Raw genomic sequence first — 12167 nt, 5'->3', positions numbered from 1 at the left:
CCATAGCGTTGCGGCATGAGCCCACGCGCCCGCGCCCGTTATCCGCTGAGTCTGCGTTTTCGTACGGCGGTGAACCGCCGTCATCGATTGGTCGCCGCCGCACTGTGCGCCGTGGCGCTCACCTTGCTGATCCTGCGCTTCGCTCCCCCGAGCGCGCAGACTTCCCCCGTGGTGACCGTGGTCAACCCGATCCCAGCTGGGCAGGCACTGAGCGGTGCCGATGTGAGCGTCCGGGACGTCCCTATCAATTGGGTTCCGGACGGGGCTCTCACGGACCCCGCACTCGTGACGGGTCAACCGGCCACCGTGGCCCTGGTGCCCGGGCAGTTCCTGACCGAATCCGCCGTGCTCGGTCCCGGGCTGCTGGAGGGTCAGGCGGAGGGCACCACTGCCGCCAGCATCCGCGTGAGCGATCCCGCGGTGCTGCGGCATATCCGTCCCGGTGACAGTGTGGACGTGGTCCACCAGCCGGACAGCGCCGAACACGACAGCCTGAAGACCGTGGCCGAATCCGTCACCGTTCTGTGGAGCGCGCCCGCGGATGCCGGCCAGGACTCGTCGCTGTTGTCGGCCTCGGGCACCGATTCCGATCTCGGGCTGGTGGTGTTGGCCGCCCCGCGCGAAACGGCGTCAGGTCTGGCCGCCCTGGACGGTTCCGGACGCACATCATTGGTGCTGGTCGCCAACTAGCTCGGGGTCCGCCCCATGAATTGCGGGGCCGGTACACCGAGTTGTTAGCCCCAGTGCGGCGGCCGCTGTTCCTTCAACCATTGCTCGTAATCGCGGTCGGACTGTGCATCCGTAGCACCGGACTCTGCTCGATCCGGATCACCCGGTCCAGCGGACAGTGCGGGATCATCGACCGCCAGATTCGGGTCCGGAGCACGCCCGCCGGTGGCCCGTCGCTGACCCCTGCGCCGATTGCGCGGTTCTGGGGTCTGCTCAGATGTAGCGTTATGTGCCGTGGGCTCGTTACTCATGGCCGTTCTCAGTGCTTTTCGGCTTCATCCGAGTGGTCAGCCCCAGGTAGCGCTGCACCAGCGAAGCAACGGTCTGCGGATCCGTGAAGACCTCCACGGACCACAGGCTTACGTAGTTCCACCCGGCCCGTTCGAGCTGCTGCGGGATCAGCCGGGAGCGCTCCCGCACGCTCAGTTCTCGACTGCGATCCGATCCGTCGGATTCCATGGCCACGGGGATTCGAGGGGGTTGGCCGCCCTGGCCCGGTTGCATCACGGCACCGGCGGACAGGGACTCGGTGTCCGCGTAGGCCACCACATCAATGATATGCGCGTAATCCGTGTGTACCGTGGCACCGGCCCGGTTCAAACGGTGGGCGAGGTCTGCGACCAGGGCATCCGGGGCGTCTGCGGTACTCGTGGCGGACGCCTGAGCCTTCTCGGACACGGTGGCCTCCCCGAACAGCAACTCGAGCATGCGGTACATGTCCCGCGCACCGTGCTGCAGGCGGCGCTCCTCGGTGTCCTTGGGGTGAATGGACGTGACGATATGCGTGTGCCTGCGCGCCCGGGTCATACCGCGCACGAAGGCCTGCCGGCCGTCCTTCTCGGACAGCGCGCCCAGACTGGCGGTGGAACGCCCGGAGGTAGTCCGGCCGAAGCCCAGCGAGAAGATCACGGTGTCGCGTTCGATTCCCGCCGCGCGATGAAGCTCGACCACGCGGAACGACTCCCGACCCGGCGCGAAGAAATCCGCCGTCTCATCGTTATCGCGCAACCGCCGCTGCACTGCCTGGGCCACGCGCGTGGCATGCATTGCACTGGCCGTCACCACGGCCAAGGACCGCTCGGGGTGGCGCAACGCGTGGGCGAAGACCAGATCCACCGTACGCGCGACCTCCGCCGAAGGCGCCTGCACCCCTTCCGTACCAGCGGTCAGCACACCCACGCCGTCCGCAACGTACTCCGCAGACATGCCCGTGGTCGGGCTGATCAGCTCGGAGGCGTGCGGAAGGCGAGACAGCGCGCCGTCGTAGAACGCGCAGTTCAGGTAGTTGAACAAGCGCGGGTCCATGGCGCGGCGCACCGACGTGAGCCCGCGCTGATCAACCACCCGGTTCAAGGCGTCGAAAGCGGACTCGAGCTCGGCCACCGGTTGCGAATCGTCGCCGGAGTTCTGCTGCGGTGCCACCGTGAAGGGGTGGGGATTACCGGCGTGCGGGTCACCGAACGCAATCACCTGATCCGCGCGGATCAGGGCGGGCAGAGTAGCCGCCAGCGGCGTGGACTCGGCATCCAGAATGACCACGGTGTCGATGTGCTGATCCTCGGCCAGGGTGGCCGAGAGCACAAGCGGGCTGGCGGTCCACACGGGAACCAGCTGTTTGACGAGTTCTTCCTCCGCACTCAAGTGCGCCGGGCGCACCCGGCCCGAACGCAACATGTCCCGCAGACGGCGGGCGGCCACGGGCCTGCGCCTGATGTTGTGCTTCCAGCGGTTTGCAAGCTCGTGGGTCAAGCGGGCGGGCGCGGAGGCAACATGGGCGGAATCCGCGCGCCGGAAGGTCGACTCGGCGCGGCGCAGTTCATGTCCGTGGGGCATGGCCACGAAATCGTCACCGCTGATCATCGCCTCGAGGACGGACTGCCACCAGGCCAGCTCCAACTCACCACGCACCTCGTGGGCGGGTACTCTCCGGTCCTGCATGTCCTGCAGGAACTCACCCAACCCGCGCGAACGCAGGTCGTCCAGGAGCATGGTCCGCTCCGGCAGAGTGGCCAGGTGGGCCTCGTCATTGATGAGTTCGTTCAGCGTGGTTTCCAGCTGCTCCACGTCCGCGGATTCCAGCGTGGCCACGGTGGCCGAGCCCTCCAACGCGATCGAGAGACCTTCGAGGTCATCGCTGAACCGGCGTTGGATGTCACGGACCTCGCGTGCCCGCTCGGACACAGCCGGTTGCTCCAGGGAGGTGGCCCACGTGCGCCAGCGGTCCCGTTCGGACTGCACCTTGACCAGGGCGGCATGCAAATCGGAGATGTGCACCCCCGGGCGCATGTACTCCTTGGCAGCCTTGCGCAGCCGCGAGCGCTGCAGGCCGGTCATCTCGATCCCGTGATCCCGGCGCCACCCCGCGGATGCGGTCGCGGCAATCAGGTCGGTCACGGGACGGTCGTAAATGTCCGGGGTGAAGTGCGCAAGCGAAGCGCCCACCTCGATCACCAGTGACAACTGCTGGACCCACTCCTGGATGGTGACCCCCGGCCGCAGCCCGGAAACGGCCAGCACACTGCGGACACCGGTCTTCAGGGTGGTCAACTCGAGCAACAGCGATTTGGCCAGCTGATGGGCCTCACGGGCCTCGTCGTCGTTGACGAGCCGGGCGCCGTTCCACGGACCCGCCAGGGTCTCGGCGTCAAAGGCACCCAGTCGGGCGGCGCGTTCCAACTGCTTCTCGACCTCGGAGCGGTGGGACACGGCGTCGAGCACCGAGCGGCGGAAGCGCACGGCCGTTTGCGGGCCCGGTTCGCGTGCGGTCAGCTCTGCCAGGGCCTGCATGGCCTGATAGGGCGAGGCCTGCCAGCGTGGACGCACCGCGTGCAGGGATTCCTCGTGGCCGCGCAGCTGGTCACGCGTGAGCGTGAGGACCTCGTGAAGCTGGCCGAGGTCCGGTTCCTCGGCGCGTTCGTTGCGGGCAATGGCGCGCACGAGGCGCTCCGCGACGTCGTCGTCGCTCAAGTGCGACCCCAGCGGCAGGACCAAGGAATCCAGGCCCAGACGATTCCAGGCGCGGGTGAAAGCGGCAAGTGTGGTGCGGGATTCGCCCAGCACCAGGACACTCTTGTTGCGGTGCACGAGCGAACCCACGGTGGCCACCACCGTGTCGATCGCGGGGGTGCCCACGGGCGTGCCCACTACAAAGCTTTCGCTCTGCTCAGCGAGGTCCACCACCTCCTGTTGGCTCTCGTCCAGATCGGCCAGTGCCAATTCTTGGGCGGGGTCTCGGTGGTCCAAGGGCTCGGCACGGTTCTCGAGCGCTTCAACTACCGGGAGCTTGCCCACTTCGCTGTTCTTCAGGCGCGCCAGATCTCGCACGAATGCCGTCCGAGCAACGACCTTCTCGTCCGCGGGACGTTCATGCAGGTCCGCGAAGGTCGACACGAGCAACTGGTGTTCCACGTGCATGCCGGGAACGTGCGCGGCCAGTTGCCGCAAGGTTTCTAACACGGGTGCCGGATCCAGGCGACGGGTTCCGTAGGCCAGCCGGGACATTTCCCCGGTGACAAGCTCCACGCCGTAGTCCTCGCGCAGCCTCCGTACCAGCGCGGGATTCAGCCGTGCCGGTGCCACAATCTGGAGTTCGAAGTCCTTACCGTCCTGGCGCAGCTTCACGGTCACCGGCGCCAGCAGCACGGGCGCAATGAAACGCCGCTGCCCGTCCACCGCGGGGTTGGTCAACCACGACGCCGTTCCGGCCGCCAGATGTGCCGCGTCCAGTCCATGCATGACCGAGAGCTCGTGGATCTTGGTGCGCAGAGCACGCGCCGAACGCGCCGCGCGTTCGTAGGCGGGGTCCTGATGACGGATCATCGTGGACAGCCTGGTGGGGCGACCCATCAGCAATTGCGCCTGACCCGAGGAATTGGCTTCCGCCAGGTCAATGCACACGTTGTCCACGCGATTGAACTCCAGCAGCGTGTCCGGACCCGTATAGGCATCCATTTGCCGGGTCCATGCACGCAAGGACACCCTGGAATCCGTCCCGGTCCGGGGGGTGTTCTCGGGGCGTTCTGTGGGCGCGTCTGCAGACATGAGTCTCCTACTCACGAGTGCGCCGACCGCTCAACCCCCTTGGGGGGTGGAGCGGCCGACGCACCGGCACTGATGTTCGTTCACAACGAGTGTGGGATTACTCCCACTCGATGGTTCCCGGCGGCTTGGACGTGACGTCCAGGACCACGCGGTTGATTTCCTCGACCTCATTGGTGATGCGGTTGGAAATCTTGGCCAACAATTCCGAGGGCAGCCGTGACCAGTCCGCGGTCATGGCGTCCTCGCTGCTGACGGGGCGCAACACAATGGGGTGACCGTAGGTGCGGCCATCACCCTGCACGCCCACGGAACGGACGTCCGCGAGCAGCACCACGGGCATCTGCCACACGTCGTCGTCCAGGCCGGCGCGGGTGAGTTCCTCGCGGGCAATCGCGTCCGCGCGGCGCAGGATGTCCAGCCGCTCCTCGGTGACCTCACCGATGATACGGATTCCCAGGCCGGGTCCGGGGAACGGCTGACGTCCCACGATGTTCTCCGGCAGGCCCAGCTCACGGCCCACCGCACGGACCTCGTCCTTGAACAGGCCGCGCAACGGTTCGACCAGGTCGAATTGCAGGTCCTCCGGCAATCCACCCACGTTGTGATGGCTCTTGATGTTGGCCGCACCCTCGCCGCCGCCCGATTCCACGACGTCCGGGTAGAGGGTGCCCTGCACCAGGAAGCCGACGGGCTTACCGTCAGCGGCCTCCGCGCGCAGCACCTGTTCCTCCGCGGCCTCGAACGCCCGAATGAACTCGCGACCAATGGCCTTGCGCTTGGCTTCCGGATCGCTCACGCCCTTGAGCGCGGACAGGAACCGCTCCGATTCGCGGGCCACGTGCAGTTTGACGCCGGTGGCGGCCACGTAATCCTTCTCGACCTGCTCCACCTCGTCCTGACGCATGAGACCGTGGTCGACCAGCACACAGGTCAGACGATCACCGATGGCGCGCTGTACCAGGGCGGCGGCCACGGCGGAGTCCACCCCTCCGGAGAGGCCGCACAGCGCCTTTCCGTCCCCCACCTGGGCGCGGATCAATTCGATCTGCTCTTCGATGATGTTTCCGGTGGACCACGACGGAGTGATCTGGGCGCCGTTGAACAAAAAGTTTTCGAGCACGTGCTGCCCGTACACGGAGTGGTTGACCTCGGGGTGCCACTGCACGCCGTAGAGCTTGCGTTCGGGGTTCTCGAAGGCCGCCACCGGCGCGCCGTCGCTGGAGGCCAGGGTGGTGAAGCCCTCTGGTGCGCCGGTTACGGAATCGCCGTGGCTCATCCACACGGTCTGCACCTCCGGGGAGCCCTCCAACAGGGTTCCCGTCGTGTCCTGGGACGCGGTGGCCATGGTGGCGCCGTACTCGCGGGCACCCGTGCGCTCCACCGAGCCACCCAGGGCGCTTGCCATGAGCTGGTAGCCGTAGCAGATACCCAGCACGGGCACGCCGGCCTCGAACAGCTCGGCATCACGCTGCGGGGCGCCGGGTGCGTAGACGGACGACGGTCCGCCCGACAGGATGACGGCGGCGGGGTTGCGCTGCAGGATTTTTTCCGTGGACCAGGTGTGCGGAACAATTTCCGAGTAGACGTTCGCTTCACGGACCCTGCGGGCGATCAGCTGCGCGTACTGCGCTCCGTAATCGACCACAAGAACCGGGCGGTCCTCGAGTTCGGTGAGGTTGTCAGGGGTTTCAGTCACGGCCCCAAGTCTAGAACACCCGGGACCGCTTTCTCCCACGCTCAGTATCGCTTGGCGGCCTTGGGGTTCGCCGCCAGCTCCACCTCGGTGGAACGGTGGATCTTGCGTTCCACGATGAAGGACAGGAACGGCACCACACCGCCCAGCGCCATGACGATCAGCTGCGGGAACGGCCACCGCATGAGCGACCAGATCCGGAAACAGGCCGCCAGGTACACCACGTAGAACCAGCCGTGGATGATGAGGATCCAGGTGGAGATGTTCACTCCCCCGGCCAGGTTCTCCAGCTCCAGGTTCTGCCAGCCCAGGGCCACCGTTTCACCGGTGATTTTGTCGGTGCCCCCGGCAATCAAGTCGTAACCGAGACCGTAGCGGGTGATCATTTCGGCCACGAGCAACAGCAGGAACGTGCCGGAGACCCACGCGCAGATCTTGTAGAACGTCAAGGCGCCTCGGATCTGGGCTTCGGTTCCGCCGAAGCGGCGCCGTGGCTGCAGCGCCGCCGCCCGGGCCTTCACATTGTCCGGGACGGTGGCGCGTTCCGGGGTGGCGTCCGCGGGAGTGCGCACGCGCACGCCGTCCGTGCGACGAACCGGCTTGGGGTTGTGCTGGGCATCAGGGGTGGGTTCGCTCATGGGAAGCTCCGTGCTCGGGGTGGGTGCGGTTCTCGGCCACCGGCATGGCATCGGACGTGGTGCGCGCTGCCGGTTGGTCGTCAAAGTAGTAGTAGCACTGGTCGTGCTCGTCCCAGTAGTAGAAGGACTGTTCTTTCTCGTCCCAGAAGTAGTCGCCCTCGAGGTAGAAGTACTTCTGGGGGTCCTGTCGGCGCAGGTACTCGTCGCGGACGAAACGCCACCACAGGAACACGGCGAAGCCCGCGAACACGATCCATTCGAGCGCGTAGAACAGGTTGAGCATGTTCAGGGACGTGTCCGTGGGTTGCTGATCGATCTCCAACTCGAGCAGCTCGCCGCTCATGACGGAGGTTCCGGGGGGCAGGGTTCCCTGGTCGGTGACCGGTAGGGTGCCGGTCGCGGGGACCTCGGCGGCCGCCGCGACGTAGCCGGAGTACAGCGGCGCGTTCCACACGTTGGTCAGTTGCGCGGGCGAGAGGGAGGGTAACTGCCCCTCCGGGAGGTCTTCATTTTTCAGGGGTGCCTCGGGTGGCAGCAGACGGCCCGCCACGGTCACGGGTTCCGACGGCGCCGCGGGCACCTGGTCGATCGATCCGATCCAACCGCGCGCCACGGGTATGGAAATCGGGCCGTCAGTGGCCTCCCACAGACCCGCAGAATCCTGCACAACCAGTTCCGAGACCACCCAGTAGCCGTCGGCACCGTCGTGCAGGCGACCGGGTATCACCACAGTGGAGGCGGGATCGTAGGTCCCGGAGATTTCCACGGTGTGATCAGCGGAGGAGGGGGTGACCACCTCGCCGGGCTTGATCACGTCAGCCAGCGGTTCCACCGTGTCCTTGTCCGGATCGGCGACAACGGTGGCCTGGCCCGAACTGCTCAACTGCCACATGCTCAACACCACGAACAGCGCCGCAATGATCAAGCTCACCGTCAGGAAGGCGAGCGACCGGGGGCTGAGAGCGATCTTGAGCACCAGATAAGAGTAGTGGGCCGCCCTGTGCGTTTCCCAAATCCCGTCAGGGGATCGGTCGACGCTCGGGGCGGCCCAGTGCTGCTCGGTGCGTGTGCCTAGTCGCGGATCACGACTTCCGCGCGCTGGAACTCCTTGAGGTCCGAATAGCCGGTCGTGGCCATGGCACGGCGCAGCGCTCCGATGATGTTTGACGACCCATCCACGTGGCGCGCCGGACCGTTCAGGACTTCTTCCAGGGATCCCACCGTGCCCACGCGCGTGCGTTGACCGCGCGGCGAGTGTTGGTGGTGGGATTCCGCACCCCACAGCCACCCCTGCCCCGGGGCCTGCTCGGCGCGGGCCAGCACGGTTCCGAGCATCACGGCGTCAGCGCCCATGGCAATCGCCTTGACGATGTCACCCGAGGTGCCCAGGCCGCCGTCGGCGATCACGTGGACGTAGCGGCCACCGGATTCGTCCAGGTAATCGCGTCGAGCGGCCGCGACGTCGGAAATGGCCGTGGCCATCGCGGCGTGGATGCCCAGGATGGACTCGGTGCGCAGCGACGCGCCCCCTCCGAAGCCGACCAGGACACCTGCGGCACCGGTGCGCATGAGGTGCAGCGCGGGGGTGTAACCGGCCGCGCCACCCACGATCACCGGCACGTCCAGGTCGTAGATGAACTTCTTCAGATCCAGGGGCTCCTGGTTCTGCGAAACGTGCTCGGCGGACACCGTGGTGCCGCGAATGACGAACAGGTCGACACCCGCTTCCAACACGGTCTTGTAGTGCTCCACCACGCGCTGGGGTGACAGCGAACCCGACACGATCACGCCGGCATCCCGGATCTCCGCCAGACGGGTCTTGATCAGCTCGGGCTGAATGGGCGCGCTGTAGAGCTCCTGCATGCGACGCGTGGCCTCTGGGACGTTCTCCGCAGAGAGGTCCGCGATCTCATCGAGTACCGGTTGCGGGTCCTCGTAACGGGTCCATAAGCCTTCGAGATCCAGCACGCCCAGCCCACCGGACCGGCCCAGGGCAATGGCCATCTCCGGTGACATCACCGAGTCCATGGGTGCGCCCACCACGGGAATGTCGAACTTGTACGCGTCGATCTGCCAGTGGGTGCTCACATCCTGCGGATCACGGGTACGCCGCGACGGGACGAGTGCAATCTCATCCAGGTTGAACGTGCGGCGGGCCCGCTTGGATCGGCCCAGCTCAATGTCGTAACTCACGGGTAGTCCTTTCCCCGCGCATCACGCGCGAGTAGCGGGAGGGGCGGATCAGCGCTTGTAGTTGGGCGATTCCACGGTCATGGTGATGTCGTGCGGGTGCGACTCTTTGAGGCCGGCGGGGGTGATTCGCACGAACCGTCCCTTCGTCTTGAGCTCCGCCACGTCATGCGCGCCCACGTAGAACATGGTCTGGCGCAGGCCGCCGTCCAGCTGATGCAGCACGGAAGCCAACGGACCGCGGTAGGGCACCTGGCCCTCGATGCCCTCGGGGATCAGCTTCTCGTCGTCGGAGACGTCCGCCTGGAAGTAACGGTCCTTGGAGTACGAGGTCTTCTTACCGCGGGACTGCATGGCACCCAGCGAACCCATGCCGCGGTAGGCCTTGAACTGCTTGCCCCCCACGAACACGAGCTCTCCCGGTGACTCGTCACAACCGGCCAGCAGTGACCCGAGCATCACGGAATCCGCGCCGGCGACCATGGCCTTGCCGATGTCACCGGAGTACTGCAAACCGCCATCCGCGATCATGGGGACCCCGGCGGGGATCGTGGCTTTGGCGGCCTCGTTGATTGCGGTGATCTGGGGCACACCCACACCGGCGATCACGCGGGTGGTGCAAATGGAACCCGGACCCACGCCCACCTTCACGGCGTCCGCCCCGGCATCCACGATGGACTGAGCTCCCGCACGAGTGGCGGCCTGTCCCCCGATGATGTCCACGTGGGATGCGGCGGACTCGTGCTTGAGCCGCGAAATCATGTCCAGCACACCTTGCGAGTGGCCGTTGGCGGTGTCGATGAACAGCGCATCCACCCCGGCCTCGACCAGGGTCATGGCACGTTCGAAGCCGTCACCGAAGAAGCCGACGGCGGCACCGACACGAAGGCGGCCTTCGTCGTCCTTGGTGGCCAGCGGGTACTGCTCGGCCTTGGTGAAGTCCTTGACGGTGATCAGGCCGGTCAGCCGCTGCTGGTCGTCCACCAGGGGCAGCTTTTCAATTTTGTGCGTGGCCAGCAGCTTGTGCGCCTCGTCCTTGCGCATGCCCACCTTGCCGGTCACGAGCGGCATGGGGGTCATGACCTCTCGCACCAGCCGGGTGTCGAAGTCTGATTCCGGCAGGTAGCGGGTGTCGCGATTGGTGATGATGCCCAGCAGTTTCTGGTTCTCATCCACCACGGGCAGGCCGGAGACCTTGTAGTAGCCACACAGGTGGTCCAACTCGGCCAGGGTCGCGTCCGGGCCCACGGTCACTGGATTGGTGATCATGCCGGATTCGCTGCGCTTCACGCGGTCCACATGATCCGCCTGGTCCTGGATGGACAGGTTGCGGTGGATCACACCCATGCCACCGAGCCGGGCCATCGAAATGGCCATGGCGGATTCGGTGACCGTGTCCATGGCGGCGGACAGTACGGGCGCTTCGATCTCGATTCGGCGCGAGAGCCGGGTCTTGGTCGACGCTTCGGAAGGAATCACGTCAGTGTTGCCGGGCAACAACAAAACGTCGTCGTAGGTCAGTCCGGTCAATCCGAACGGGTCATCCATCAGTGCGGTAGGCACGGCATCGGTCACGGAAGTTCCCTTTCACCAAATAGTTTCCGTTTCATTCTACGTTCCTGCGCACGCGTGCCCCACCCGCCTGTGTGCGCCGATCACCACAGCCCCACGTTGAGTCCCGCCAGCGCCGTCTCCGCGCGCCGGGTGAACTCCGGACCCAGAGTCTTGGCGTACAACTCACTGAGGTGGTCATCGTCGAAGTACACGTACACGTTGCCGATCGTGGGCGGGCACTGCTGCTTCGGACAGATCATGTCGGTCATGTCCATGGACTCGAAGTGGGGCAGTTCGGCTGCCAATTCCCGCTGCGGGTCCGGTGTGCCGAGCATGGGGTGGGTGAAGGTGCACTCGGGGGCGTCCGGCCCGTTCTCAATGGCGCACTCCCCCGGGGCCTCAGGGAAGCGTGGGACGTCGCGGATGCCGACCACCGGGATGCCACGGGCCTCCAATTGCCTCATGCGCTGCGCGAATCCCGGTTTGAGGTCCTCGCCCTCGCTGTTCGTGAAGGTCCCCTGAACGAACATGAGATCCGGATCGATCGTATCCACGGCCTCGTCCGCGCCGTCGAGCCAGGTCCTGCAGGAGTCCGCCGGCTGCTCGTCGGGCACTGTGTAGAAGCACCCCAGTTGCGTGTAGATGAGCACCCGCCAGTTGTTCTCCCGGGCCATCGGTTCCAGCGCGGGCAACCAGTGCTGTGTGTGGCTGTTGCCGATCAACAGCACGGTCTTGTCCGGGGAGTCGTTGGGAACGAACTCATGGCACGCGCCCTCGTAGGCCGGAGTCAGATCGATGTCGTCGGGACAACTCTCACCGATCCAGGCCCAGTTCGTGGGCAAATCCGCCGGGAGCGGCATGGCCGGCGCGTCCGGCTCCCCGTGGAACGTGTACCCCGGTTCCAGTGCCACGGCACCCGGGTTGTTCACGCCGGCCTCGGACGCGAGCCGGTCCGCGCGCTCGGAATCCACCCGCGCCCAGGTGAACGTGGGAACCACCACGAGGGCCAGACACGTCCCGATGACGACGCTCAGGCGCCACTTGCTCCGGTCGGGCCACTGCCAGCGCCTGATCGGTTCCTCCACGTACTTGGTGACCAGCAGCGACAACACCAGGCAGAGCACGACCAAGACGATGCCCGAGCGCCACCCGGCCACCGGGCGGTCCCGGATCACCAGGTAGGTGATCAACAACGGCCAGTGGATGAGGTAGAGGGCATAGGCCGCGTCGCCCAGCTTGACCACGGGCCCCCATGACAGGAAACGATCCACCCCCGCGGGCGAACCACTCTGCCCCGCCACGACGATTGCGGCCGCGCTCAG

The 12167-nt window shown here is 66.2% G+C and carries 9 protein-coding genes; 1 reads left to right on the top strand and 8 read right to left on the bottom strand.

Annotation, left to right across the window (positions count from 1 at the left end):
* The first annotated feature begins 15 nt into the window (after positions 1-15).
* Positions 16-690, top strand: coding sequence for a Flp pilus assembly protein CpaB (gene cpaB / locus AC3ENJ_RS08410; protein ID WP_431813704.1), 675 nt, complete (start codon positions 16-18; stop codon positions 688-690).
* Between the two features lie 44 nt (positions 691-734).
* On the opposite strand, the gene AC3ENJ_RS08405 is transcribed toward cpaB, so the two are convergent.
* The 8 genes from AC3ENJ_RS08405 to AC3ENJ_RS08370 all read right to left on the bottom strand — a co-directional run.
* Complete coding sequence (locus AC3ENJ_RS08405) at positions 735-980, bottom strand: hypothetical protein (RefSeq protein ID WP_431813703.1); 246 nt, start codon at positions 978-980, stop codon at positions 735-737.
* Positions 973-4770, bottom strand: a complete 3798-nt coding sequence (locus tag AC3ENJ_RS08400; protein WP_431813702.1) for a hypothetical protein — start codon at positions 4768-4770, stop codon at positions 973-975. Before AC3ENJ_RS08400 ends, AC3ENJ_RS08405 begins: the two co-directional genes overlap by 8 nt.
* Before the next feature lie 97 nt (positions 4771-4867).
* Positions 4868-6466 carry a glutamine-hydrolyzing GMP synthase gene (gene guaA, locus AC3ENJ_RS08395; protein WP_190781409.1) on the bottom strand — a complete coding sequence of 533 codons (1599 nt, stop codon included), beginning with the start codon at positions 6464-6466 and terminating at the stop codon, positions 4868-4870.
* 41 nt (positions 6467-6507) lie between these two features.
* On the bottom strand, positions 6508-7101 hold the full coding sequence (locus AC3ENJ_RS08390; protein ID WP_190781408.1) for a DUF3817 domain-containing protein: 594 nt from the start codon (positions 7099-7101) through the stop codon (positions 6508-6510).
* Complete coding sequence (locus AC3ENJ_RS08385) at positions 7082-8077, bottom strand: SURF1 family protein (RefSeq protein ID WP_431813701.1); 996 nt, start codon at positions 8075-8077, stop codon at positions 7082-7084. The genes AC3ENJ_RS08390 and AC3ENJ_RS08385 overlap by 20 nt, the downstream gene beginning before the upstream one ends.
* Before the next feature lie 95 nt (positions 8078-8172).
* On the bottom strand, positions 8173-9294 hold the full coding sequence (locus tag AC3ENJ_RS08380; protein WP_431813700.1) for a GuaB3 family IMP dehydrogenase-related protein: 1122 nt from the start codon (positions 9292-9294) through the stop codon (positions 8173-8175).
* A gap of 48 nt (positions 9295-9342) precedes the next feature.
* Positions 9343-10866, bottom strand: coding sequence for an IMP dehydrogenase (gene guaB, locus AC3ENJ_RS08375; protein WP_431813699.1), 1524 nt, complete (start codon positions 10864-10866; stop codon positions 9343-9345).
* Positions 10867-10946: 80 nt separating this feature from the next.
* A partial coding sequence (locus tag AC3ENJ_RS08370) for an acyltransferase family protein (RefSeq protein WP_431813698.1) occupies positions 10947-12167 on the bottom strand: 1221 nt, incomplete at its 5' end.

The sequence above is a fragment of the Kocuria sp. cx-455 genome, from assembly GCF_057707085.1.
The sequence above is the reverse complement of the archived record's forward strand: the minus strand, read 5'-3'. Positions and strand labels throughout refer to the sequence as shown.